The following is a 23,149-nucleotide window of genomic DNA, read 5'->3' as shown; positions in this document are numbered from 1 at the left end:
AGTACGAGCGCGACCACCGCGGCCACGATCAGCAGCACCGCGACGGCGACCTGCAGAAAGAGGACCTGACCGGCGACGCTGCGTGCCCGAACGCGCCGGTGAGGGCTTCCGTCCGAAGTGCCGCGGCCCGCCGCAGCGCCGCCACCGCCGGATCGTCCGGGTCGCCCGACTCGCCACGCGCCGCCGCCAGCACGTCGCCGATCGTCGTCAGACCGCCCAGCTCGCCGCGGACCGAACGGCCCAGCGTCTCGACTGCACCCGCTGCGCGGGCCCGGTCGCGGCAGTGGAACGCCAGCTCGCAGGCGGCCAGGCACTCCGGCGCGTACGCGTGCGGGACCGACTCGACCGCGGCCGTCAGCTCCTCGGACGAGCGGCCTTCGAGGTCGAAGGTGACGCCCTGCGGTAGGGCGGCCGCGATGTCCTCGATCCGGGTGAGCCTCGCCAGCTGGCGGCGGGTCACTGACAACTGCTTGCGCACGTCGACGACGGACGCGGTCGGCAGGTTCGAGAAGTCCTTGGGACAGACCAGCAGAACACTGTGCGCTATCCGCGCGCCGTCGGTGACCGAGGCGATCCGCTCGAGCGCCAGCACATACACCGCGGCCTGGCGGGCGGCCGCGCCCACCTTCGCCGCGTCGGCCGACGCGTCGATCATCGGGAACGACTTGATCTCCACGACCGTCCACCGGCCGTCGGGATGCACGACCACCGCGTCCGGCTCCAGGTAGGCCGCGGAGCCGGCGACATCCAGTGCGAGCAGCGGGTGGTCGAGCAGCGTCCAGGCCTCGGCCGCGGTGGCCTCGCGCAACGCGAGGGCCGTGCGGGCCGCGCGGCCCTCGGGGCCCGCCGCCGTCAGGTCCGGGATCAGCGCCTCGGCGGGATCGTCCGGGCCCAGCAGGCGCAGCAGCTCCTTGCCGCCGTCGGCCTTGACCTTGGCCTCAAAGGCATTGCCCCGCACGAACGCGAACTGCGACTGCCCGAACGTCCCCGGCGACCCGAGCGCTGTGGCCAAAGCAGCTTTGTCCACCCCGGCGCCGTCCAGCAGCGCCCGCCGTCTGCAGCCGGGGTTGGCGGCGAGGGCCGCGAGGGCGCGGGCGTCCAGCGGATGGGGCTGCGCGGCGGGACCGCGCAGCTCAGCGAGCCGCTGCCGGAGTGCTGTCGCCGGCCGGCCCGGCGCCGGGCCGCTCGCCGTCGGCTCCTGCGGAGGAGGGGGTCCGCTGTCCAGGGATTCGCTCACCCGCGGAAGTCTCGCATCCGGCACCGACAACGGTGGAGTACGAGGCGGTGCCGGCGAAACCGAACCGCCCCCTGACCCGGTCGGTGAGCCGCATCGCGGGCCTGGTCAGCAGCGCACCGACGCCTATGACGGCGGCCCCGGCGACCGCGTCGAGGAGATAGTGGTTGGCGGTGCCCATGACCACGATCGTGGTGAGCAGCGGGTAGGCGACGGCGAGTGTCCGTTTGAGCGGTGTTCGGCCGTGCTGCCACAGCACGATCCCGCACCACAGGGCCCAGCCGACGTGCAGGCTGGGCATCGCCGCGTACTGGTTGGTCATGCCGCCGAGCCCGCGTGGCGCGCTCGCTTCGGCGCCCCACCAGCCGTACGAGCTGTACTGCGCCATCGTGTCGACGAATCCGTGGCTCGCGTCCAGCAGCCGGGGAGGACAGGTCGGCATCAGCGTGAAGCCGGCGAGCCCGAGCAGCGTTGCGATCATCAGCCAGGTGCGGGCGGCGCGGTAGCGGAGGGGGTGGCGGCGGAAGAGCCACACGAGGACCGCCGGGGTGACCACGTAGTGCAGGGAGGCGTAGAAGAAGTCGGCGGGTATGCCGAGGGCCGGGGCCTGGGTGAAGAGACGGTTCAGCGGATGCTCGGCGTGGAGCAGGAGTGCCTTCTCGGCCCGGAGTATCGCCAGACCGTGGTCGATCGCCGTGGACGCGTCGCCGCGGGCGAGGAGCCGGCCGGCCGAGTACGCCGCGTAGACGACGGCGATCAGCAGCAGCTCGGTCCACCAGCGGGGCCGGTGGCGAGGTGCGGTCTGCGGCATCCGGTGTGTCTCCGTTTTCGGTTGAAGCCCGCCCGTTCCGGGAGAGGGGACGCCGGGATCGCCCCGCAGGTTGCCTCGTGTTCAGGTACGGGAAGATGGAACGACACCCGATCGTGAACTTCAGGAGAGCCACCCATGGCACCGCGGATCCTCCTCGCCCGGCACGGCCAGACCGAATGGTCGCTGCTCGGCAAGCACACCGGCAGGACGGACATCCCCTTGCTCGAGGAGGGCAGGCGGGGCGCGAAGCTGCTGGGTGAACGGCTGCACCGCGCGCCGTGGTCGGGGCTGGACGCTGTCGAGGTCCGCACCAGCCCGCTCGTACGGGCGAGCGAGACCTGTGCGCTCGCCGGCTTCGGGGACCGGGCACAGCCCTGGGACGCGCTGATGGAGTGGGACTACGGAGCGTACGAGGGCCTGACCCCGCCCGAGATCCACGCGATCCAGCCGGGCTGGCTGCTGTGGAAGGACGGCGCCCCGGACGGCGAGAGCCTCGCCGACGTCTCCGCACGCGCGGACGAGATCGTCGAGTGGGCGCGCTCGGCCGACCGGGACGTGCTGGTCTTCGCGCACGGCCACATCCTGCGCTCACTCGGAGCGCGGTGGCTGGGCGAGCACATCTCCTTCGGGTCACGCATCCGGCTGGACCCGACGAGCTTGTCGGTGCTCGGTTGGGCGTACGGGGAGCCGGCGATCGAGCGCTGGAACGACACGGGCCACCAGGAGGCGTGACGCCGACCCGGCACGGGGCCCGCCCCCGGGCGCAACTGCTGTCGCGAGAGCGAGGTCAGGCGTGGTGGGGGAGCGAGGCGTGACGGTGGAGGAACGCGGAGACCGCCGGGGTGCGGCTGTGGGGGACAAGCACCCTCGCCGTGTCCGCGAGCATCGCCTGGATGCGCGACGACCGGACCTCGCCCAGCAGTTCGAGCACCTGCTCGCCCGCCGCCGCGGCCTCGTCGGGCGCGCCCGCGCGCGCCAGGTCGGCGGCGAGTTCCGCGCGGTACAGCGCCAGGTTGCGGGTGAAGCGCCGGTCCTGGAGCGTGGCCGCGCGCTGTGCGTGGCGGGCCGCGCGGGCCCACTCGCCCAGCGCCGACCAGCACTGGGCCTGAAGGGCTTCGAGTTCCGGTTCCGCGAAGAAGGACATCCACTCGGGGTCGGCGTCCGAGCTGCCCCGCTCGAAGTACGTGTGAGCCCGCGCCAGCGACTGTTCGCAGCCGGCCCGGTCGCCGAGCCCCGCCCAGCCGCCCGCCTCCCGGAGCGCGAGCAGCGACAGCAGCCGCGCGGAGGCGACCTGCCGGGCCGCCCGCTGGCCGGCCTGCGCGGTGCGCACGGCCTCCCGGTGCCGGCCCACATCCCTGGCCAGGAACGACGTGTTGCAGAACGCGTGCGCCTCCAGGGCCGGGTCGCCCGCCACGCGTGCGGTCGCCAGCGCCTCCGCGTAGTGCGAGCGTGCGTCCTCGAAGCGGCCCGAGTCGTGGGCGAGCCAGCCCACGGAGATGGCCAGCTCGCCGGCGCCCGCGTGCAGCCGGTCCGCCGTCGACCTGCGGGCCGCCGTCCCCGCGTCGAGCAGTGCGTAGGCCGCCCGCAGCGGCTGGGCCGCCCTCCGGTAGAGGCCGTCGGCGCCGTGCCGGTCGTCGAGGAGGCGGATGCGGCGCACGGCCTCCTCGACGGCGTTGACCTCGGCCTCGCCGACTCTGCGCTGTGCGGGCACGGACCCCGGTCCGAGCGTCAGCGACGCGGCCGCCACGGTGGCGGTGCCGCTTGTCATGAATGCGCGACGCAGCACGTCGCTCTCCTCGTTGCTGTCACTTCCGCCGCTGCCGAGGTGGAACGGGCAGCAGGGATGGTGGTTCGGTCGGGCCGGATCCGGTGCCCGGTCCGGCGGTTGCGGTGATGCGGATCCGGCCTGCCTGCCGGCCCCCCGCCCCCGCACGTGTTCCCGGGCGGTGAAGCCCAGGTCCGTCAGCGCCAGACCGGGGAACATGTGCAGGAACACCCGCTCGTACGCGTAGTTGGGGCACCGGATCTCGCCCGATTCCACGCGGCCGATGTAACGGGCGTCGCAGGAGACCTGCTCACCGATCTCGCGAGCGGCCCGGCGTACGGCCGTCGCGAACTCACCCGGCGAGCGCTGTCCGCGCAGCCGGCGGAAAGCCAGGTTGGGAACCGGTGGGACCGGTGGAGCCTTTGACGATGACGCCATGGCCGAGCCCTCTCTTGGTGCGGCCGTGTTCCGGCGGGGCAAGAACGTACCTGCTGTGACGCGGCACTCACGCAGGGTTTGACTACAAAAGGGACATCTCGGCGGCGATCTGCCATGAACTGCCATCCTTTGCGGCGGCCTGCCGCCGTAGCCCTTGACGCGCACGGGCGTTGAACCGTACGGAGGCGCCTTTTCGTGTCTCCACTCGAGCGAGGAGGGGATCCCCTTGTTGGAGGTCGGCATGGAGAGCAGTGCGACGCCCGCCGCGATGTCTGCGACGCCCGCGACCACGGCCGGACACTGGCCCACCCCGGACAGCAGCGCACCGCCCCCTTCCGGCGCCCTCGGCCCCGTGGAGCCGTGCGACCTGGTGACCGTCCCCGCCCGGCAGGGGCTCGAGGCGGTGGACATCCTGCGCCGTGCCGCCGCGCCGGCGGTGGGGCCGGTGCTTCACGACGGGGCGTGCGACACCCTCGGCTTCCTCGTCCCGCCGGGCACGGCCGACGCATGGGACGTGCCGGGCAGCGCGTGTACGCAGACGGCCGGCCGTGGTCTGCGCATCCCCGCAGAGCCGCCGGTCACCGGCTCCGGCTGGCTGCTGCCGCCGAACACCGAAGCGGGCACCGTCACGGACCCGGTCGTCCTGCGCGAGGCGCTGGGCGAGGCCGCTCGCCTGATCGAGGCCGCCGACAACTGCCGCTGACCTTCTTCGCCGGGCGGCCCCGACGCTCCCGTGCGAGCTGCTCCGACATGGGGGGCTCTGCCCTGGACCTCTGCGACGCTACGCCGCCGGGCGGGTGCGGCGGGTGCACCGGCGGCGGGCGATACTGGACGTGTGGCGAAGAGCAGGCGGAGGGGCGGCGGTGCGGCGGAGGCCGTCGTCGCCGCCGTGGACGGCGGGCTCGCGGAGCTGATACCCGACCGGGAACGCCCACGGGCGTGGACGCTCCTCATCGACGGGGCGCCCCAGTCGCACGTGGATCTCGACGATCCGGGCCATCTGTCGTTCGAGTATCAGCGCAGGCTGGGCCACGCCGTGGATCTCGCCGCCCCGCCCGGCCGTCCCCTGAAGGTCGTGCACCTCGGCGGCGGTGCCTTCACCCTCGCCCGTTACGTCGCCTCGACCCGTCCTCGGTCCACCCAGCAGATCGTCGAGTTGGACGCCGCACTCGTCCAACTCGTCCGCGCGCAGCTCCCACTGGATCCCGGCGCGCGCATACGGGTCAGGTCGGCGGACGCCCGTGCGGGGCTCGCGAAGGTGCCCGACGGCTGGGCCGACCTCGTCGTCGCGGACGTGTTCAGCGGCGCGCGCACTCCCGCGCATCTGACCAGCACGGAGTTCCTCGCGGAGGTGCGCAGGGCGATGAGACCCGGCGGTTACTACGCCGCGAACCTCGCCGACGGGCCGCCGCTCACGCATCTGCGGGCCCAGATCGCCACTGCCGCCGCCGTCTTCCCGGAGCTCGCGCTCGCCGCCGACCCGACCGTGCTGCGCGGCCGCCGCTTCGGCAATGCCGTGCTGCTGGCGTCGGATGCGGAGCTGCCGGTCGCCGAACTCACCCGCCGCGTCGCGAGCGACCCGTACGCCGGGCGCGTCGAACACGGGCGGGCGCTGGCCGACTTCACCGGTGGGGCGCTGCCGGTGACGGACCTGAGCGCCAAGCCGTCGCCCGTTCCCCCGCCCGCCACCTTCCGGTGAGTGAAGCGGGCACGTGCCGGTGCCGTGACGGGCCGTGTCTGCGCGACAGGGCAAAGCCTGCCGGGAGGCCCTAGCGTTCGTCGAACTGGACCATCGGGGGATGGCCGTTCCAGGTGCAGAACACCGACACCTCGTGGCCGTCCTGGGTGAACGTCACCCGGATCCATGTCGGCTGCTTCCACACCTGCATCTGCCAGTCGGCCGCAGGCGTCGCCGAGACCAGCTCCGCCGAGCTGTCGCCGATGTCGAAGACGACCCGGCCGCCCTTGACGTTGTAGCCCTTCACGTTTCCCGACTCGGCGGAGTAGGAGGCCGAAGGGGCGGGTGACGGCGGCTTGGGCTTCGACGTCGACGGCGAAGCGCCGGCCGACGGCGACCTGCTCGGTGACGGGGACGCCGTCGGGCTCTTCGGTGCTCGCGTCGACGACTCCTGCGGCTTCGCGGCCTGCGCCGTCGAATTCTGTGCCGTGATCGGAAGGGCACGCGGCCGGTCGTACGCGGTGCCGGCCATGACCGCGTGGACGCCCCACCACGACAGCGTCACCGCCGCGCCGGTGGACAGCGACCACGCCATGGCATGTACGAGTCCTCGATGCATCCGGGCCATAGTGCACCACCCGCCCCGGACTTGTCCCGGACAGGACCGGCGTACTCCGGATGGCGTACGGTGCCGCCCATGCCAAGTGTGCTCGTGGTCGAGGACGACCAGTTCGTGCGCTCCGCCCTCATCAGGCACCTGACCGAGGCCTCCCACACGGTACGGAGCGTCGGCACCGCCCTCGAGGCGCTGCGCGAAGTGGCCCATATCCGGTTCGACGTGGTCATTCTTGACCTCGGGCTGCCCGATCTGGACGGCGCGGAAGCGCTCAAGATGCTCCGCGGCATCACCGACGTACCCGTGATCATCGCCACAGCGCGGGACGACGAGGCGGAGATCGTGCGGCTGCTCAACGACGGCGCCGACGACTACCTCACCAAGCCCTTCTCACCGGAACACCTGTCGGCCAGGATGTCGGCCGTTCTGCGCCGTTCCCGCTCCTCGGCCGACGAGACGTCCCCCTCGCGAGTGATCCAGGTCGGCGGCCTGTCCATCGACCCGCTGCGCAGACAGGCCGAGCTGGACGGCCACCGGCTCGACCTCACCCGCAGGGAGTTCGACCTGCTGGCCTTCCTCGCCGGGCGGCCCGGCGTGGTCGTGCCCCGCAAGGAACTGCTGGCCGAGGTCTGGCAGCAGAGCTACGGCGACGACCAGACCATCGACGTCCATCTCAGCTGGCTGCGCCGCAAACTCGGCGAGACGGCGGCACGGCCGCGCTACCTCCACACGCTGCGCGGAGTCGGGGTGAAACTCGAGCCGCCGGGCGGGCAGGCGGACGGACAGCCGAACGGACACCGGCCATGAGATGGGCACTCGTCAAGGTCTCCCTGGCCGTCACGGTGATGGTCGTGCTCGCGTTCGCGCTGCCACTGGGCATGGTCATCAAGGAGATGGCCCGCGATCGCGCCTTCTCCAACGCGGAGCGGCAGGCCGCGACGATCGGCCCCACCCTGACCGTGACCACGGAACGCCGCCCGCTGGAGCGTGCCGTCGAGTCCACACCCGCCGGAGCGGTCGGCCGGATGGCCGTGCACATCCCGGCGACCGGTGAAGCGGGCAGTGTGCCACTGGAGATAGGCACCCGCCGTGCGGCGCGCAAGGACCTGGAGACCGTCGAGCGGATCGGCCGCGCCTCGATCACCGAGGTGTCCGGCGGGTCCGCGCTGCTGCAGCCGACCGCGATCGGCACCGGCCAGATCGCCGTCGTCGAGATCTTCGTACCCGAGGGCGAGGTCTCCAACGGCGTGGACACCGCCTGGCTCGTTCTCGCGGGCGTGGGTGTCGCGCTGATCGTCGGCTCGGTCGCGGTCGCCGACCGCCTCGGCGTACGGATGGTGCAGCCGGCACAGCGGCTCGCGGGCGCCGCGCACGACCTGGGCGAGGGCAAGCTCGGGGCGCGCGTCCCCGAGGAGGGCCCGCCCGAACTGCGCTCCGCGGCCGTCGCGTTCAACTCCATGGCCGACCAGGTCGTCCAGCTCCTCGCCAACGAGCGTGAACTGGCCGCCGACCTCTCGCACCGGCTGCGCACCCCGCTGACCGTGCTGCGGCTGAACGCCGCGTCGCTCGGTGAGAGCGCCGCCGCCGAGCAGACCCGGGCGGCCGTCGCGCAGCTGGAACGTGAGGTCGACACGATCATCCGCACCGCCCGCGAAGCCAAGCCGCAGACGGCGGCGACCGGCCCCGGCGCCGGCTGCGACGTCTCCGAAGTGGTGCGGGAGCGGATGGGTTTCTGGTCGGCGCTCGCGGAGGACGAGGGTCGCAAGGTGCGGCTCGCCGGTGTCGACAGGCCCGTCCGCATCCCGGTCGCCCGCCCCGAAGTGGCCGCGGCGCTCGACGCGTTGCTCGGCAACGTCTTCCGTCACACGCCCGAGGGCACGGCGTTCTCCGTCGACGTGCACAACGGGGACGACGCCGTCATCGTGCTGGTCTCGGACGCCGGTCCCGGTATCGCCGATCCGGCCGCCGCGATGGCCCGCGGCAACAGCGGTGCCAGGGACGGCTCGACGGGTCTGGGACTGGACATCGTGCGCCGGGTCGCGGAGTCGACCGGCGGAGACGTACGGATCGGCTCCTCGGTGCTCGGCGGCACCGAGGTACGGATCTGGATCGGTCTCGACCCCCGCGAGGCGTCCCGCGCCGAGCGCAGGAGCGGGCACCGCGGGCGGGTCGGACGCCGCCGCAAGGCAGCGCTCGGACGAAGCAGGCGCGACCCGTCGGGCCTTGAGCATTAATCGCTGCCGATGCCTTCCTTAAGCCCGCCCTAAAAAGCCCGACCGCCGTCCATGTTCGGTCATTTGTCCGTTTCCGTGTCGCTAGCGTGCAGCGCACCACCCCCCGACTTCCGTTTTGCAGAGGCAGGCACGCGATGGGCAGCAGCACGCACCGGCGCAGGGCGAGCGTCACAACGAAGGCGATCGGCGCGGTCGTCGTGACCGCGGTGATCGGCGGCGCGGCGATCGTTCTCACCGGCACCGCCCAGGCCGCGGCCGTCGGCGCCGCATACACCAGGACCAGCGCCTGGGACGGCGGCTACACCGGCCAGTACGTCATCACCAACGAGACCGGCAAGGCACAGACGGACTGGACGCTGGAGTTCGACCTGCCCGCCGGGACGAAGATCGGCTCGCTGTGGAACGGCGAGCACACCACCGAGGGGCAGCACATCACGGTGAAGCCCGCGAGCTGGAACAAGAGCCTCGCCCCCGGCGCGTCCGTCACCGTCGGCTTCGTCACCACCGCGAGCGGCAAGGCCGCCGACCCGACCTCCTGTCTCATCAACGAGGTCAAGTGTTCGGCCGACGGCGGCGCCACACCGCAGCCGACCGGCCGGCCCACGGAGCAGCCCACTCCCACACCGACGCCGACGGCGTCGTCCTCACCCTCGTCCCCGTCGACGTCCACGCCGACTCCGACGCCCACCACGACCCAGACGCAGACCCCGAAGCCCGGCGCGGCCGCCCGGTACGCCCCGTACATCGACACCTCGCTGTACCCGGCCTACGACATGCTCGACACGGCGGAGAAGACCGGCGTCAAGGAGTTCAACCTCGCCTTCATCACCTCCGGCGGCAGCTGCGCTCCACTCTGGGGCGGCGTCACCGGACTGGCCGACGACAAGGTCGCCTCCCAGATCGGCGCGCTGCGCGCCAAGGGCGGCGACGTCCGTGTCTCCTTCGGCGGTGCGGCGGGTCGCGAACTGGCGCTGAACTGCTCGTCCGCCGACGACCTGGCGAAGGCGTACGGCACGGTGGTCGACACCTACTCGCTGACCAAGGTCGACTTCGACATCGAGGGTGCGGCGCTGCCCGACACCGCCGCGAACTCGCGCCGCTCGCAGGCCATCGCTCAGCTGCAGAAGTCCCACCCGGACCTGAACGTCTCCTTCACTCTGCCCGTCATGCCGGAGGGGCTGACCCAGCCCGGCGTCGACCTCCTCGCCGACGCCAAGAAGAACGGCGTCCGTGTCGACGCGGTCAACATCATGGCGATGGACTACGGCCCGGCGTACAGCGGTGACATGGGCGAGTACGCGATCCAGGCGGCCACGGCGACGCAGGCCCAGATCAAGGGTGTGCTCGGCCTGTCCGACTCGGCCGCGTGGAAGACGGTCGCCGTCACGCCGATGATCGGCGTGAACGACGTGGTCACCGAGATCTTCAAGGTCGAGGACGCCACGCAGCTGGTGGAGTTCGCCACGTCGAAGAACCTGGGCTGGCTCTCGATGTGGTCCTCGACGCGGGACAAGCAGTGCGCGGGCGGGGAGAAGCCGGCGGCGGACGCCACGTGCAGTTCGATCCTGCAGGAGCCGCTGGCCTTCACGAAGGCGTTCTCGGCGTACAAGTAGGCCCTCCCCCTGCAGCGCCCCGGCCGGGCGAACCCCCCACTCCCACCCGGCCGGGGCGCGCCCCTGTACTCCCGCGGTCCAATCATCGGCCCGGCAGGCCGGACATCCCGCCGTCCGGTCACTCGGGGGCCGGGACCGCCCCCGTGGCCTCCGGCAGGACCCCTGTGCGGGCCAGTCGGCCGTACCAGTGGGCGCTCGTCTTCGGCGTGCGCGAGCGGGTGGCGTAGTCGACGTACACGGCACCGAAGCGCTTGCTGTACCCGTAGGACCACTCGAAGTTGTCGAGGAGGGACCACAGGAAGTACCCGCGGACATCGGCCCCGTCCGAGATCGCCCGGTGGACGGCGGTGAGGTGGCCGTGCAGGTAGCGGATGCGGTCCGGGTCGTGGACCGTGCCGTCGGCGGCCGGCTCGTCGTCGTACGCCGCACCGTTCTCGGTGATCATCAGCGGCAGGCCGGGTGCCTCGCGGGTGTACTGCATCAGCAGGTCGTACAGGCCGGACGGATCGACGCTCCAGCCCATCTCCGTGCGCTCGCCGGGCGGCTGGTGGAAGGAGACCGAGTCGGCGGCCGGCCAGGGCGAGTACTCGGCGGAGGCGTGCCCGTCGTTGCCGTGGGCGGGGCTGCCGTCCGAGGCGGAGACGACGGCGGGGGCGTAGTAGTTCAGCCCGAGCCAGTCCAGCCGCCTGCCGATCGCGGAGAGGTCGCCGTCCTTGACGAAGCCCCAGTCGGTGAGCGACGCGGTGTCCGCACGGAGGTCGTCCGGATACGCGCCCCTCAGCAGCGGGCCCGAGAAGATCCGGTTGGCGAGCGCGTCGATGCGGCGGCAGGCGTCCAGATCCCCGGGGCTCTCGGTACGGGCCCTGACGACGCTCGGGTTGAGGCTGATCCCGATCCGTGCGCGGCGGGGCAGCGCACCGCGCAGCGCCTGCACGGCCAGACCGTGGCCGAGGTTGAGGTGGTGGGCGGCCCGCAGGGCGGCGAGCGGGTCGGTGCGGCCGGGGGCGTGGACCCCGGAGGCGTAGCCCAGGAAGGCACTGCACCAGGGCTCGTTGAGGGTGGACCACATCTCGACGCGGTCGCCGAGGGCCTCGGCGACGAGCTGCGCGTAGTCGGCGAAGCGGTGGGCGGTCTCACGCTCGGGCCAGCCGCCCGCGGACTCGAGCTCCTGGGGCAGATCCCAGTGGTAGAGGGTCAGCGCCGGCTGGATGCCGTGTTCCAGCAGGTCGTCGACGAGTGCCCGGTAGAAGTCGAGGCCACGCTGCACGGCCGGCCCGCGGCCGGTGGGCTGCACTCGGGGCCAGGAGACGGAGAAGCGGTACGCGCCCACCCCGAGGTCCGCCATCAGCGCCACGTCCTCGGCGCGGCGGTGGAAGTGGTCGACCGCGGTGTCCCCGGTGTCGCCGCCCAGCACTTTGCCGGGGGTGTGGCTGAAGGTGTCCCAGATGGAGGGGGTGCGGCCGCCTTCCCGTACCGCGCCTTCGACCTGGTACGCGGCGGTGGCGGTGCCCCACAGGAAGCCGTGCGGAAAGGTTACGGACATGCCGGAACTCCCAAGGTGTGCGTGAACGACGGGTGATGGAGCGGGGTGATGGGGCCAGGAGGCCGGGGGCAGGGGGCCGGGAGCAGGGGTCAGCCCTTGACCGCGCCCTGCATGATGCCGCCGACGATCTGCTTGCCGAAGACGACGAAGGCGATCAGCAGCGGCAGGGTCCCGAGGAGGGCGCCCGCCATGATCACGGACTGGTCGGGGATGTAGCCGCGCCCCAGGCCGGTCAGCGCCACCTGGACGGTCGGGTTGCCGTTCTGGGTCAGGGCGAGGATCGGCCAGAAGAAGTCGTTCCAGGCCATCACGAACGTGAGCATGCCCAGGACGGCCATCGCGGGTCGTGCGGCGGGGAAGACGATGTGCCACACCACGCGAAGGCTGCTCGCGCCGTCGACCCGGGCGGCCTCGACCAGTTCGCTCGGCAGCGCCTCCGTCAGATACTGCCGCATGAAGAACACCCCGAAGGCACTGACCAGGGTGGGCAGGATGACGGACTGCAGCTGGTCGGTCCAGGACAGTTCGGCGATCAGCATGTACAGCGGTACGACGCTGAGCTGCGGCGGCACCATCATCGTGCCGATCACCAGCAGCAGCAGTGTGTTCTTCAGCCGGAAGCGCAGTTTGGCGAACGCGAACCCGGCGAGCGTGGAGAAGAGAACGGTCCCCGTGGCGACGGAGCCGGCGACGATCGTGGTGTTGAGCAGGGCGACGCCCATGTTGGCGTCGGTCCAGGCGATCTCGAGGTTCTTGAAGAGATTGCCGCCGAACCAGAACGGCGGGGGAGTCTGCGCGAGACGGGTGTTGGTACGTGAGGCCGCGATCGCCGTCCACACGAGCGGAAAGAGGGAGCCGGCGGTGAACACGATCAGGACGGCGTAGGCGATCCGGCCGCCGTGGAACTGCCGTCCCGGACGCCCGGCGCGTCGCCCGCGCCGGGTCCCTCCGGTGCGCTCGGCGCCTTCGGCCCGCTCGGTGTCTGCGGCTGCCGTGGCCCGTGCTGCCTGCTCGGCACCGCCGGCGCGTGCGGTGTCGGTCATGTCGTCCCCCTCACGTGCTCTTGCTCAGACGGCGAGTGATCAGCCAGTTCACCGCGCCGATGATCAGCAGGATCAGGAACATCGCCCAGGCGATCGCGGAGGCACGGCCGAGGTGCAGGTTCACCCAGCCCTGCTCGTACAGATAGAGGCCGAGCGTCTGGAACTGATGGTCCGGACCGCCCGTCGCGCCCCCGCCGCCGTTGAACAGCAGGGGCTCGCCGAACAGTTGCGTCGCCCCGATCGTCGAGACCACACAGGTGAACAGGATCGTGTGGCGCAGCGAGGGCACCGTGACATGGATGAACTGCTGCCAGCGGTTGGCCCCGTCCAGTGCCGCCGACTCGTACAGGTCGTTCGGGATCGCCTGCATGGCCGCCAGATAGATCAGCGCGTTGTAGCCCGTCCAACGCCAGATCACGATCGTCGAGACCGCCAGCTGCGAGGTCCACCGGCCGTTCTGCCAGTCGACGCCGTCGATGCCGGCCATGCCCAGCGCCCAGTTGATCATTCCGTAGTCACGGCCGAAGAGCAGCACGAAGACGAGGGTCGCGGCGGCGACGGACGTCGCGTACGGGGTGAGGACGGCGACGCGGAAGAACATCGAGCCACGCAGCCGGTAGTTGAGCAGATGCGCGATGCCGAGGGCGATGAGCAGCTGCGGCACGGTGGACATCAGCCCGATGGTGACGGTGTTCTTCAGCGCGTTCCAGAAGAACTCGTCCTCGAGGAGCCGTGAGAAGTTGCGCAGCCCGACCCACTCCATGTCGGTGGGTGCCGTCAGTTCCACCCGGTGCAGCGACGCCCACCCGGTGTAGAGCAGCGGGAAGAGGCCGAAGGCGAGGAAGAAGACGAAGAACGGTGCGACGAAGGCGTACGGGCTCCACCTCACATCACGCCGGTAGCGGCGGGAGCGCCGGGCGGTCAGGTCAGGTGCGCGTCGCTGCACGGCTCACTGGTCCAGCGCGTTGTCGATCGCCTTCGTCGCCGCGTCCCAGCCCTGTTCGGGGGTCCGGCCCTTCTGGTCGACCTGCAGCATGCCGATGTCCGCCAGGTTCTGCGCGATGACCAGGTCCTTCGGGCCGACGATCTGCACCGGGACTCCCTCGGCCGCCTCGGAGAAGATCCGGCCGATGGGGGCGCCCCCGAAGTACGGGTGCGCGGCGGCGGCGACGGCCGGAAGCGAGTAGGCCGCCTTGGCGCTCGGGAAGCTGCCGCGCTTGCCGAAGAGCTTCGCCTGCTGCTCGGGAGCGGTCAGCCAGGCCGCGAGCTTCGCCGCCTCCGTCTTGTTCCGGCCGGCCTCGGGAACGATCAGGAAGGAGCCGCCCCAGTTGCTGGGCCTGGGTGCCGCGGCCACGTCCCACTTGCCCTTGCCGGCGTCTCCGGCCTTGTCCTGGATGTAGCCGAGCATCCAGGCGGGGCAGGAGACGGTCGCGAAAGCGCCGTTGGAGAAGCCCTGGTCCCATGACGGGGTGAACTGCTGGAGCCTGGCGGTCAGTTTCTCCGTCGCGAATTCGGCGGCGGTGTCCCAGGCTTCCTTCACGGCCGGGTTGGTCTTGTAGATGATCTCCCCGTTCTCGTCGTAGAAGCGCTTCTCGTTGCTGCCGGTGATGGCCGCCATCACCCCCGACGCCGAGTCGACGAACGAAGTCCCGTCCGGCGCCGCGGCCTGGTACTTCTTGCCCGCCTCCAGGAACTTCTTCCAGTCGCCGGCCCACAGTTCACCGACCGCCTCGCGGTCGGTGGGCAGTCCGGCCTTCTCGAAGAGGTCCTTGCGGTAGCAGATGCCCTGCGGGCCTATGTCGGTGCCGAGCCCGACCGTCCTGCCGTCCTTGGTGGTGGCCTGGGACCACTTCCAGTCGAGGAACGTGTCCTTGGCGACATCCTCGGCCTTGCCGAGGTCGACCAGCCGGTCCGCCTGCGTGGCGGTGATCTCGGCGATGTTGTTGACTTCGACCGCCTGGATGTCGGCGAGCCCGCTGCCGCTGCTGAGATGGGTGAGCAGCTGCGGGTAGTAGTTCTCGTTCCGTTCGATCGACGTCTGCTCGATCCGGATCTCCGGGTGGAGCTTCATGTACTCCTCGTACAGCCCCGCCTCCTTGAGGCCGAAGGCTCCGAAGACGCCGACGGTGAGGGTGGTTCTCCCCTTGCCGCCCCCGTTGCCGGAGGAGCTGCCGGTGGGTTCTTCGCCGTCCTCGGCACAGCCGGCGAGCAGCCCGGCGCCGAGCGCGGCGACGACCGCGAGGATTGCTGTCCTGCGCATTGCGTCCTCCTTCGGGGGTGTTCGCCACCCCTGCCCCTCACGTGCCGCCCCCGGCCGCTCCTGCGTCGGATCCGTACTTCTAGCACGGCTGCCGTGCCCACGTCAGGAGTGGTGGGGTGCGGATCCTGCGGGAGCGTGGAAGCGGTGCATGGGAGCGCTCCCATCGATGATGTGTCAGGTTGGCCGCTCCTGGAGGGGGTGTCAAGGGACCCGGCACGTTATGTTCTCCGCCTGGACAGCCTGGACAGCCTTGGGTAGGCGGACGCGATGTCTCGGACCATCCGTACCGGCAGCGGGGAGCGGGGCACCGGCCGGCCGACCCTCGAGGAGGTCGCCGCCCGGGCAGGCGTGGGGCGTGGCACGGTCTCCCGCGTGATCAACGGTTCCCCGCGGGTCAGTGAGGAGACCCGAGCGCTGGTCGAGGCGGCCGTCGCGGAGCTGGGCTACGTGCCCAACCGGGCGGCGCGCGCGCTCGCCGGCAACCGTACGGACGCGATCGCGCTTGTCGTCCCGGAACCGGAGGACCGTTTTTTCGCCGAGCCGTACTTCTCCGACATGGTCCGCGGCGTCGGAGCGGCCCTCGCCGACACGGAGATGCAACTGCTCCTCACGTTTGCCGGCGGCGACCGCGAACGCAAAAGACTCGCCCAGTACTTGGCGGCGCACCGCGTCGACGGCGTGCTGCTGGTGTCGATGCACGCGGGCGACCCGCTGCCCGACCTGCTGGAACAGCTGTCCATGCCGGTGGTGATCAGCGGCCGCCGCTCGGCGGACGAGACGCTGGCCGCGGTCGACTCCGACAACTTCACAGGCGCACGGGAAGCCGTCGCGCACCTTGCGGCCCGAGGATGCAGCACGATCGCGACGATCACCGGCCCCCTCGACGTGTACGGCGCGCAGCGCCGGCTGGACGGCTACCGCTCCGCGGTCGCCGACGCGGGGCTGGACGCCGATCCGCGCCTGACGGCCGTGGCCGACTTCACCGAGCAGGGCGGCCGGCTCGCGATGCGCGCTCTGCTCGAGGACCGCCCGGACCTGGACGCGGTCTTCGCCGCCTCCGACGTCATGGCGTCGGGTGCCCGGCAGGTGCTGCGCGAGTCGGGCCGCCGTACACCGGACGATGTGGCGCTCGTCGGCTTCGACGACTCGGCGGTGGCCCGCCATATGGACCCGCCGCTCACCAGCGTGCGCCAGCCGACGGAGGAGATGGGCCGCACCATGGTCCGGGTGCTGCTCCAGGAGATCGCGGAGCGGTCGTCGCGGCGTCCCCAGATCGTGCTCCCGACGGAGCTGGTGGTGCGGGAGTCGTCGTGACCGGTGGCGGCGCTCAGGCGTCGTGACCGGGCCGGCACCGGCCGGCCCCGTACACGTCAAGGGCTCCCGGTAGACATCCAGGGCCCGTACACGTCAAGGGCTCCATGGGCATCCAGGGCCCGCACACACCAAGGGCCCCGGTCCGAAGACCGGGGCCCTTGATCGTTCAGGGTGAGTAACGGGACTCGAACCCGCGACATCCTGGACCACAACCAGGTGCTCTACCAGCTGAGCTATACCCACCACGACCGGTCTTTTTCCCGACCGGCCGAGAAAAAGTGTACAGGGTCCGAGAGGGTGCTCGCGCCCAGGTTTCCGGACGGTACGGCCGCCCGTGCTACTCGGCGGGCAGCACGTACTTGGCCGCGATGGTCTTCGCGGTCTCCGAGTCCGGGCCGGGCTGCGGGACGAAGACCGCGTCCCGGTAGTAGCGCAGCTCGACGATCGACTCGCGGATGTCCGCCAGCGCCCGGTGGTTGCCGTTCTTCTCCGGACTGTTGAAGTACGCCCTCGGGTACCAGCGGCGGGCCAGTTCCTTGACCGAGGAGACATCGACGATCCGGTAGTGGAGGTAACTCTCCAGCGTCGGCATGTCGCGCAGCAGGAAGCCGCGGTCGGTGCCGACCGAGTTCCCGCACAGGGGAGCCTTGCCGGGCTCCTTGACGTGCTCGCGTACGTAGGCGAGGACCTGCTCCTCGGCGTCCGCGAGCGTCGTGCCGCTCGCCAGGACGTCGAGGAGGCCCGAGGCGGTGTGCATCTGGCGCACCACCTCGGGCATCGTCTCGAGCGCCGCGTCCGGCGGGCGGATCACGATGTCCACCCCGTCACCGAGCACGTTCAGTTCCGAGTCGGTGACCAGCGCGGCCACCTCGATGAGTGCGTCGTTCGTCAACGAGAGCCCGGTCATCTCGCAGTCGATCCACACCATGCGATCGTTCATGCGTCCTACCTTATGGCTCCCGCGAACAACGACGTCCCCTCGGGAGGGCTCCGCTCTCAGGGCGCGCTCCGCTGACCCGGCAGTCCGGCTCGGCCGTGGCCCGCCGCGTACGCCTCCGGAACCGGTCTGCCCAGCTCCGCGGCCGCCGACGCCATGGCCGGCGCCCCTGCCGGTCCCACCGGGGCACGTCTTGCCCCCGGCCCCGCCTGGGCGGGCACGACCTGCTCCACCATCGCGTTCCTGTCCGGCTCCCCCTGAGGGCGCCGGGCACGGTACGCGGACCGGTACGCGGCCGGGGAGGATCCCAGCTGCCGCCGGAAGTGGCCGCGCAGAGCCACCGGGGACCGGAAGCCGCACCGGCCCGCGACCTCGTCGACCGAGTAGTCGGAGGTCTCGAGCAGCCGCTGGGCCTGCAGCACCCGCTGGGTGATCAGCCACTGCAGGGGCGCGGAGCCGGTCAGCGAACGGAACCGCCGGTCGAAGGTGCGTCTGCTCATGTACGCACGCGCGGCCAGCGTCTCCACGTCGAACTGCTCGTGGAGGTGTTCCAGCGCCCAGGAGACGACCTCGGCCAGCGGGTCCGAGCCGATTTCCTCGGGTAAAGACCTGTCGAGATAGCGCTCCTGACCGCCGGTGCGACGCGGTGGTACGACGAGCCTGCGGGCGAGCGCTCCGGCTGCCTCCGTGCCGTGGTCGGTGCGCACTATGTGGAGGCAGAGGTCGATTCCGGCCGCCGTGCCCGCGGACGTGAGCACATCGCCGTCGTCGACGAACAGCTCACGCGGGTCCACATGGACGGACGGGTAGCGCTTCGCCAGGGTCGGCGCGTACATCCAGTGCGTCGTGGCGGGGCGCCCGTCGAGCAGGCCGGCCGCGGCCAGGACGAACGCCCCGGTGCACAGGCCGACGATGCGGGCGCCTTCCTCGTGTGCCCGGCGCAGCGCGTCGAGCGCTTCCGGCGGTGGCGGCGAGGTGATCGAGCGCCAGGCCGGCACCACGACGGTGCCCGCTCTGCTGATCGCCTCGAGGCCGTACGGCGTGGTCAGTTCCAAGCCGCCGGTCGTCCGCAGCGGTCCGTCCTCGCCACCGCACACGAGCAGGCGGTAGCGGGGTACTCCGGCGTCCTGACGGTCAATTCCGAACACCGAAAGCGGGATGGAACTCTCGAAAATAGGGCCGCCGCTGAACAGCAGCACAGCGACGACTTCGCGCCGCCGGCGCCCGGACAGCTTCCGTGCCGTCTCCGGTGCGACGGATTCCTGACTCATGACGCTAAACCCCCCTCGAAGTACGCGTCTCCCCGTTCGTTTCGGGCCTTTCGCTCCTGCACGTTTCCCCTCGGTTCTGCACGAGTCCCCCGGCCTTCGATACTCATGATCGAATCTACTGCGTCCCGTGGCGCCGGCGTGACAAGTTCGGGATGCCCCGCTATGTCGACATGGCAACTTGGCGCGATGCATTCGATCACGAAGCGTTCCACTCGTGGGGCCCGCAGGGAAGTGCGCCTCACGGGCATGGCCCGTCCCCGTAGGGTGCGGGAGCCGTCTTCGGGCCTTTCCTCCCTGGTGACAAGGGGGTTGGCAGGCCATTTCGACAAGCACCGGCCACTGTAGGGAAGTTGGCTGAAAACATTCGGTGGCGGGTGAGCGAAACCGTCAGTCGCCGGGCGCGCTCACGATGCCGTGGCGGGCGCCGCGGCGCGCCCCCGGGACGGTACGGGAACGATGCCCTCCGGGTGGCCGGCCGTCCTGGACGCGGCACCGGGCCGCCGTCCGCTCCGAGAGGCGCATCAGCACCCGGCACGCGGCGGTCACGGCGGCGAGGCCGAGGGCCGCGAGGGCGGCTCCGCCGACGGACGTCCCGTAGACGACCAGCACGACGGGCACCAGCAGGCAGCTGAACGCCGCCCAGCGGACGACGTCGCCCGCCGGGTCGGAGGGCCGGGAGGAAGGGCCGGGGGAGCGGTGGGGCGAGGCGGCGGGTCCGGGCCGCGATGCCGGGCGGGCGGGTCGCATGGGGTGGCTGGGTCCTGCGGGGCGTGCGGGTCGCGTCGGGCGTGGGGGTCGTGCCGGGCGGGTGGGGCGCGCGGGTCGTGCGGGCACGAAAGCTCCTGGGGGCGGCGGGGTGACCCGTGGCCAACGAGTACCGGGGCCTTCCGGTCACCTGTCGGCGGCCGGACGGCTGTAGTGGCCAAGCGCCATTGCGATCCTGGGCGCGCTCGGGCATGCTCCCTGGGATGTCGCGGACGGGGCCGCAGGCCCTGGGCAGGAGAGGAGTGCCGCCGTACCCTTGGGGTATGGGGTTGGGAAGACGATTCCCGGACACCGCTCCACTATCCAGTCACCCGACGTACTTCCTGAGTCGATCCCTCAACAGAGGACCTCCTTCGCCGAGACACCGATGGCCGGTCACGAAATCCCCGAACCCGCGGACCGCAAGCAGGTAGCCGATCCACTGTCGGACCTGCGGGCGGCTGAAGAAGCACGCCATTCCTGCGATCCCGCCTTCCGGCACGGAGTCGTCGTCGGTTTCGACGGATCGACCTCCAGTGAGCGAGCGCTTGCATACGCCATTGGTATGTCGAGACGGACCGGTTCCGGTCTGATCATCGTCCATGTGGCCAACCGCCTGCCGACCACGGTCTGGGCCGGCTGCGAGCCGCCCGTCTTCGTGGACGTGCCCGACCACCGCACCGAGGTCCTCGGTCTGGAGCTGGCCTGCGCGGACTACCTCAGTGAGGTCCCGTGGATCCTGGTCGAGCGCGGCGGCGACATCTGTCATGAACTCGAAGAGGTCGGCCGTGAGTACTCGGCCGACGCGATCGTGGTCGGGTCCACGCACGGCATCGTCGGGCGGCTCTTCGGCTCGGTCGCGGGGCGGCTCGCGAAGCGCGCGCAGCGCCCGGTCGTCGTCATCCCGTAGGCGTCCGACGGCGCGGGCCCTTCCGCTTCCCGTGAGGCGCTTCCGATGAGGCGGCGTCAACTTCCTTGGTGCACAGGGAAATCTACCCGTCCGTAGCAGGTGGATTGTGCGCTTGTGAAGGGTACATACCGGTCCTGGGAAGCAGCACTGCAGCACAACTGCACAGGACAGGAAGGGAGCCCGCCGTGGACAAAGACGTCTCTGCGGGAAGCGCTGGTTCTACTTCTACTCTCGGCCATCTCGCCCTCGGACTGACCCTGTTGGCGTTCGGCGTCGGCAACACCGGCGTGATCGACAACGTGACGGCGGCCGACGCGGCCGCACTCGCGACCTGGGTCGGCGGAGTGGCGCTCTTCATCGTCGGTCTGCTCGAGTTCCGCGCGGGCAACGGCGCTTCGGGCACGGCCTTCGCCGGTCTCGGCGCGTTCTGGTTCACCTGGGGCACCGCCGTCGGCGGTGAGACCTCGGCCGAGGCCGCAGGACTGTTCCTGCTGCTGTGGGCGCTGCTCGCACTGACCCTGACCGCCGCCTCCTCAGGGAGCGGCGTGCTCGGCCAGGGTGTGTACGGGCTGCTGTGCCTCTCGCTGGTGCTGGGCGGCATAGCCGCCTTCGCGGGCAACGAAGGGCTGGCCAAGGCCGGCGGCTGGGTCGGTGCGGTCGCAGGCCTGGTGGCCTGGTACGGCGCGACGGCGGCGCTCGCCAAGTGGCCCACCTTCACCGGACGCGCTGCCGGCCGCCGGGGAGTGACGGCCACCGGCTGAGGCCCTGAGCCGACTCAGGTCTCACGGCAGCCTCGAGGGCCGGCGCTCCGGGTGGCGCCGGCCGACGAAAAGGGAACGCCCTCCATGCGCTGGTGGCGCGCACGGAGGGCGTTCTCATGGGCGGGTGGCGGAGCGACCCGAGTCGGTCGGCTACTCCACCGTCACGGACTTCGCGAGGTTACGGGGCTTGTCGATGTCCCGGCCCAGCGCCAAAGCGGTGTGGTAGGCGAGGAGTTGCAGCGGGATACCCATCAGGATCGGGTCCAGCTCGTCCTCGTTCTTCGGCACCACGATGGTGTGGTCGGCCTTCTCCTGCTCGCGGTGGGCGACCGCGAGGATGCGGCCGCTGCGCGCCTTGATCTCCTCCAGCGCCGCGCGGTTCTTCTCCAGCAGGTCGTCGTCCGGCACGATCGCGACGGTCGGCAGGGCGGGCTCGATCAGCGCGAGCGGGCCGTGCTTCAGCTCGGAGGCCGGGTAGGCCTCGGCGTGGATGTAGGAGATCTCCTTGAGCTTCAGGGAGGCCTCCAGCGCCACCGGGTAGCCGCGCACCCGGCCGATGAACATCATCGACTTGGCGTCCGCGTACACCTCGGCCAGCTTCTTGATCTCGGCCTCGGACTCGAGGATCTCGCTGATCTGGGCCGGCAGCCTGCGCAGCCCCTCGATGATCCGCTTGCCGTCGGCGACGGACAGGTCGCGGATGCGGCCCAGGTGCAGGGCGAGCAGCGCGAAGGCCACCACGGTGTTGGTGAAGCACTTGGTGGAGACGACGCAGACCTCGGGGCCGGCGTGCACGTAGGTGCCGCCGTCGGCCTCGCGGGCGATCGCCGAGCCGACGACGTTGACGACACCGAGGACCCGGGCGCCCTTGCGCTTGAGCTCCTGGACGGCGGCGAGCACGTCGTAGGTCTCGCCGGACTGCGAGACGGCGATGTAGAGGGTGTCGGGGTCCACGACCGGGTTGCGGTAGCGGAACTCGGAGGCCGGCTCGGCGTCGGCGGGGATACGGGCCAGGGACTCGATCAGGCCCGCGCCGATGAGGCCCGCGTGGTACGAGGTGCCGCAGCCGAGGATCTTGACCCGGCGGATGCCGCGCGCCTCGCGGGCGTCCAGGTTCAGACCGCCCAGGTGCACCGTCGAGAACCGGTCGTCGATACGGCCGCGCAGCACACGGTCCACGGCGTCGGGCTGCTCGCAGATCTCCTTGTGCATGTACGTGTCGTGGCCGCCCATGTCGTAGGAGGCGGCCTCCCACTCCACGGTCTCCGGGGTGGCGGTGGTCGTGGTGCCGGAGGTCGTGTACGTGCGGAAGTCGTCGGCCTTGAGGGTGGCCATCTCGCCGTCGTCGAGGGTGACGATCTGGCGGGTGTGGGCGACCAGGGCGGCGACGTCGGACGCGACGAACATCTCCTTCTCGCCGATGCCGAGGACGACCGGGGAGCCGTTGCGGGCCACCACGATGCGGTCGGCGAAGTCGGCGTGCATGACGGCGATGCCGTACGTGCCCTCGATCACCTTGAGGGCCTCGCGGACCTTCTCCTCCAGGGTGGTGGCCTGGGAGCGGGCGATGAGGTGGACGATGACCTCGGTGTCGGTCTCCGAGACGAAGACGACGCCGTCGGTCTCCAGCTTGGCGCGCAGCTCGGCGGCGTTGTCCACGATGCCGTTGTGGACGACGGCGACCTTGTTCTCGGCGTCGAGGTGCGGGTGCGAGTTGATGTCGCTGGGGGCGCCGTGGGTGGCCCAGCGGGTGTGTGCGATGCCGGTGGTGCCGGCGAAGCGCTTGGGGACGCGGGCCTCGAGGTCGCGGACGCGGCCCTTGGCCTTGGCCATCTTCAGTGCGGAGGACTTGGGGCTGTTGATCACCACGCCCGCCGAGTCGTATCCCCGGTACTCCAGCCGCTGCAGACCTTCCAGCAGCAGCGGAGCCACATCACGCTTGCCGATGTATCCGACAATTCCGCACATAAAGGTTCT

21 protein-coding genes and 1 tRNA gene are annotated in these 23,149 nt (G+C 71.1%); 9 read left to right on the top strand and 13 right to left on the bottom strand.

All coding sequences use genetic code 11. From position 1 onward, the window contains the following. Positions 1-28 precede the first annotated feature (28 nt). On the bottom strand, positions 29-1,237 hold the full coding sequence (locus ABZ070_RS15235; protein WP_356633833.1) for a hypothetical protein: 1,209 nt from the start codon (positions 1,235-1,237) through the stop codon (positions 29-31). Beyond that, positions 1,134-2,045, bottom strand: coding sequence for a phosphatase PAP2 family protein (locus tag ABZ070_RS15230; protein WP_356633831.1), 912 nt, complete (start codon positions 2,043-2,045; stop codon positions 1,134-1,136). The genes ABZ070_RS15235 and ABZ070_RS15230 overlap by 104 nt, the downstream gene beginning before the upstream one ends. A gap of 135 nt (positions 2,046-2,180) precedes the next feature. Here ABZ070_RS15230 and ABZ070_RS15225 point away from each other — a divergent pair, with 135 nt between their 5' ends. Beyond that, positions 2,181-2,777, top strand: coding sequence for a histidine phosphatase family protein (locus ABZ070_RS15225; protein ID WP_356633830.1), 597 nt, complete (start codon positions 2,181-2,183; stop codon positions 2,775-2,777). Positions 2,778-2,832: 55 nt separating this feature from the next. Here the strand turns inward: ABZ070_RS15225 and ABZ070_RS15220 are convergent, their stop codons facing one another. After that, the gene (locus tag ABZ070_RS15220) at positions 2,833-4,248 is read right to left on the bottom strand and encodes a tetratricopeptide repeat protein (RefSeq protein ID WP_356633828.1); all 1,416 of its coding nucleotides are present in this window, start codon (positions 4,246-4,248) and stop codon (positions 2,833-2,835) included. 241 nt (positions 4,249-4,489) lie between these two features. Here ABZ070_RS15220 and ABZ070_RS15215 point away from each other — a divergent pair, with 241 nt between their 5' ends. Together ABZ070_RS15215 and ABZ070_RS15210 are read left to right on the top strand one after the other, a co-directional pair. Then, a complete protein-coding gene (locus tag ABZ070_RS15215) occupies positions 4,490-4,951 on the top strand; it encodes a hypothetical protein (RefSeq protein WP_356633826.1) in 462 nt (153 codons plus the stop codon). 132 nt (positions 4,952-5,083) lie between these two features. Continuing rightward, positions 5,084-5,947 (top strand): fused MFS/spermidine synthase, encoded by an 864-nt coding sequence (locus ABZ070_RS15210; protein ID WP_356633824.1) that lies wholly within the window; start codon positions 5,084-5,086, stop codon positions 5,945-5,947. A gap of 70 nt (positions 5,948-6,017) precedes the next feature. Here the strand turns inward: ABZ070_RS15210 and ABZ070_RS15205 are convergent, their stop codons facing one another. Beyond that, positions 6,018-6,545 carry a hypothetical protein gene (locus ABZ070_RS15205; protein ID WP_356633822.1) on the bottom strand — a complete coding sequence of 176 codons (528 nt, stop codon included), beginning with the start codon at positions 6,543-6,545 and terminating at the stop codon, positions 6,018-6,020. A 78-nt stretch (positions 6,546-6,623) separates the two neighbouring features. On the opposite strand from ABZ070_RS15205, the gene ABZ070_RS15200 reads away from it, so the two are divergent. The 3 genes from ABZ070_RS15200 to ABZ070_RS15190 all read left to right on the top strand — a co-directional run bounded on the left by ABZ070_RS15200 (position 6,624) and on the right by ABZ070_RS15190 (position 10,389). Next, positions 6,624-7,349: a response regulator transcription factor gene (locus ABZ070_RS15200; protein WP_356633820.1), complete on the top strand. Its 726-nt coding sequence runs from the start codon at positions 6,624-6,626 to the stop codon at positions 7,347-7,349. Beyond that, entirely contained in the window at positions 7,346-8,776 is a 1,431-nt protein-coding gene (locus tag ABZ070_RS15195) for a HAMP domain-containing sensor histidine kinase (RefSeq protein WP_356633818.1), read from the top strand. Before ABZ070_RS15200 ends, ABZ070_RS15195 begins: the two co-directional genes overlap by 4 nt. A gap of 134 nt (positions 8,777-8,910) precedes the next feature. Continuing rightward, positions 8,911-10,389: a cellulose binding domain-containing protein gene (locus tag ABZ070_RS15190; RefSeq protein WP_356633816.1), complete on the top strand. Its 1,479-nt coding sequence runs from the start codon at positions 8,911-8,913 to the stop codon at positions 10,387-10,389. Between the two features lie 118 nt (positions 10,390-10,507). On the opposite strand, the gene ABZ070_RS15185 is transcribed toward ABZ070_RS15190, so the two are convergent. The 4 genes from ABZ070_RS15185 to ABZ070_RS15170 all read right to left on the bottom strand — a co-directional run bounded on the left by ABZ070_RS15185 (position 10,508) and on the right by ABZ070_RS15170 (position 15,235). Continuing rightward, positions 10,508-11,932, bottom strand: coding sequence for a GH1 family beta-glucosidase (locus ABZ070_RS15185; protein ID WP_356633814.1), 1,425 nt, complete (start codon positions 11,930-11,932; stop codon positions 10,508-10,510). A gap of 89 nt (positions 11,933-12,021) precedes the next feature. Next, the gene (locus ABZ070_RS15180; protein ID WP_356633812.1) at positions 12,022-12,975 is read right to left on the bottom strand and encodes a carbohydrate ABC transporter permease; all 954 of its coding nucleotides are present in this window, start codon (positions 12,973-12,975) and stop codon (positions 12,022-12,024) included. A 10-nt stretch (positions 12,976-12,985) separates the two neighbouring features. Then, positions 12,986-13,921, bottom strand: a complete 936-nt coding sequence (locus tag ABZ070_RS15175; RefSeq protein ID WP_356633810.1) for a sugar ABC transporter permease — start codon at positions 13,919-13,921, stop codon at positions 12,986-12,988. A gap of 3 nt (positions 13,922-13,924) precedes the next feature. Next, positions 13,925-15,235 (bottom strand): ABC transporter substrate-binding protein, encoded by a 1,311-nt coding sequence (locus ABZ070_RS15170; protein WP_356633808.1) that lies wholly within the window; start codon positions 15,233-15,235, stop codon positions 13,925-13,927. A 267-nt stretch (positions 15,236-15,502) separates the two neighbouring features. On the opposite strand from ABZ070_RS15170, the gene ABZ070_RS15165 reads away from it, so the two are divergent. After that, the gene (locus ABZ070_RS15165; protein WP_356633806.1) at positions 15,503-16,549 is read left to right on the top strand and encodes a LacI family DNA-binding transcriptional regulator; all 1,047 of its coding nucleotides are present in this window, start codon (positions 15,503-15,505) and stop codon (positions 16,547-16,549) included. A gap of 170 nt (positions 16,550-16,719) precedes the next feature. On the opposite strand, the gene ABZ070_RS15160 is transcribed toward ABZ070_RS15165, so the two are convergent. The 4 genes from ABZ070_RS15160 to ABZ070_RS15145 form a co-directional block, all read right to left on the bottom strand. Continuing rightward, positions 16,720-16,792: transfer RNA gene (locus ABZ070_RS15160), tRNA-His, on the bottom strand. Positions 16,793-16,886: 94 nt separating this feature from the next. Then, positions 16,887-17,489, bottom strand: coding sequence for an oligoribonuclease (gene orn, locus ABZ070_RS15155; protein WP_356633804.1), 603 nt, complete (start codon positions 17,487-17,489; stop codon positions 16,887-16,889). Positions 17,490-17,545: 56 nt separating this feature from the next. Beyond that, positions 17,546-18,757 (bottom strand): helix-turn-helix domain-containing protein, encoded by a 1,212-nt coding sequence (locus tag ABZ070_RS15150; protein ID WP_356633802.1) that lies wholly within the window; start codon positions 18,755-18,757, stop codon positions 17,546-17,548. Positions 18,758-19,144: 387 nt separating this feature from the next. Continuing rightward, complete coding sequence (locus tag ABZ070_RS15145; protein ID WP_356633800.1) at positions 19,145-19,504, bottom strand: hypothetical protein; 360 nt, start codon at positions 19,502-19,504, stop codon at positions 19,145-19,147. Between the two features lie 385 nt (positions 19,505-19,889). On the opposite strand from ABZ070_RS15145, the gene ABZ070_RS15140 reads away from it, so the two are divergent. Together ABZ070_RS15140 and ABZ070_RS15135 are read left to right on the top strand one after the other, a co-directional pair. Then, on the top strand, positions 19,890-20,411 hold the full coding sequence (locus ABZ070_RS15140; RefSeq protein ID WP_356633798.1) for a universal stress protein: 522 nt from the start codon (positions 19,890-19,892) through the stop codon (positions 20,409-20,411). A gap of 185 nt (positions 20,412-20,596) precedes the next feature. Continuing rightward, positions 20,597-21,172 carry an acetate uptake transporter gene (locus ABZ070_RS15135; protein WP_356633796.1) on the top strand — a complete coding sequence of 192 codons (576 nt, stop codon included), beginning with the start codon at positions 20,597-20,599 and terminating at the stop codon, positions 21,170-21,172. A gap of 150 nt (positions 21,173-21,322) precedes the next feature. On the opposite strand, the gene glmS is transcribed toward ABZ070_RS15135, so the two are convergent. After that, complete coding sequence (gene glmS, locus ABZ070_RS15130; protein WP_356633794.1) at positions 21,323-23,140, bottom strand: glutamine--fructose-6-phosphate transaminase (isomerizing); 1,818 nt, start codon at positions 23,138-23,140, stop codon at positions 21,323-21,325. Positions 23,141-23,149: the final 9 nt, after the last annotated feature.

It is taken from the genome of Streptomyces sp. NPDC006283 (genome assembly GCF_040613325.1).
Classification (GTDB): domain Bacteria; phylum Actinomycetota; class Actinomycetes; order Streptomycetales; family Streptomycetaceae; genus Streptomyces.
The sequence above is the reverse complement of the archived record's forward strand: the minus strand, read 5'-3'. Positions and strand labels throughout refer to the sequence as shown.

Excerpts from the sequence above, each read along its gene's own strand:
- orn (WP_356633804.1), bottom strand. The coding sequence starts at position 17,489 with ATGAACGATCGCATGGTGTGGATCGACTGCGAGATGACCGGGCTCTCG.
- ABZ070_RS15225 (WP_356633830.1), top strand. The coding sequence starts at position 2,181 with ATGGCACCGCGGATCCTCCTCGCCCGGCACGGCCAGACCGAATGGTCG.
- ABZ070_RS15215 (WP_356633826.1), top strand. The coding sequence starts at position 4,490 with ATGGAGAGCAGTGCGACGCCCGCCGCGATGTCTGCGACGCCCGCGACC.
- ABZ070_RS15180 (WP_356633812.1), bottom strand. The coding sequence starts at position 12,975 with ATGACCGACACCGCACGCGCCGGCGGTGCCGAGCAGGCAGCACGGGCC.
- ABZ070_RS15220 (WP_356633828.1), bottom strand. The coding sequence starts at position 4,248 with ATGGCGTCATCGTCAAAGGCTCCACCGGTCCCACCGGTTCCCAACCTG.
- ABZ070_RS15145 (WP_356633800.1), bottom strand. The coding sequence starts at position 19,504 with ATGCGACCCGCCCGCCCGGCATCGCGGCCCGGACCCGCCGCCTCGCCC.
- ABZ070_RS15165 (WP_356633806.1), top strand. The coding sequence starts at position 15,503 with ATGTCTCGGACCATCCGTACCGGCAGCGGGGAGCGGGGCACCGGCCGG.
- ABZ070_RS15190 (WP_356633816.1), top strand. The coding sequence starts at position 8,911 with ATGGGCAGCAGCACGCACCGGCGCAGGGCGAGCGTCACAACGAAGGCG.
- ABZ070_RS15185 (WP_356633814.1), bottom strand. The coding sequence starts at position 11,932 with ATGTCCGTAACCTTTCCGCACGGCTTCCTGTGGGGCACCGCCACCGCC.
- ABZ070_RS15140 (WP_356633798.1), top strand. The coding sequence starts at position 19,890 with ATGGCCGGTCACGAAATCCCCGAACCCGCGGACCGCAAGCAGGTAGCC.
- ABZ070_RS15150 (WP_356633802.1), bottom strand. The coding sequence starts at position 18,757 with ATGAGTCAGGAATCCGTCGCACCGGAGACGGCACGGAAGCTGTCCGGG.
- ABZ070_RS15200 (WP_356633820.1), top strand. The coding sequence starts at position 6,624 with ATGCCAAGTGTGCTCGTGGTCGAGGACGACCAGTTCGTGCGCTCCGCC.
- ABZ070_RS15195 (WP_356633818.1), top strand. The coding sequence starts at position 7,346 with ATGAGATGGGCACTCGTCAAGGTCTCCCTGGCCGTCACGGTGATGGTC.
- ABZ070_RS15230 (WP_356633831.1), bottom strand. The coding sequence starts at position 2,045 with ATGCCGCAGACCGCACCTCGCCACCGGCCCCGCTGGTGGACCGAGCTG.
- ABZ070_RS15205 (WP_356633822.1), bottom strand. The coding sequence starts at position 6,545 with ATGCATCGAGGACTCGTACATGCCATGGCGTGGTCGCTGTCCACCGGC.
- ABZ070_RS15170 (WP_356633808.1), bottom strand. The coding sequence starts at position 15,235 with ATGCGCAGGACAGCAATCCTCGCGGTCGTCGCCGCGCTCGGCGCCGGG.
- glmS (WP_356633794.1), bottom strand. The coding sequence starts at position 23,140 with ATGTGCGGAATTGTCGGATACATCGGCAAGCGTGATGTGGCTCCGCTG.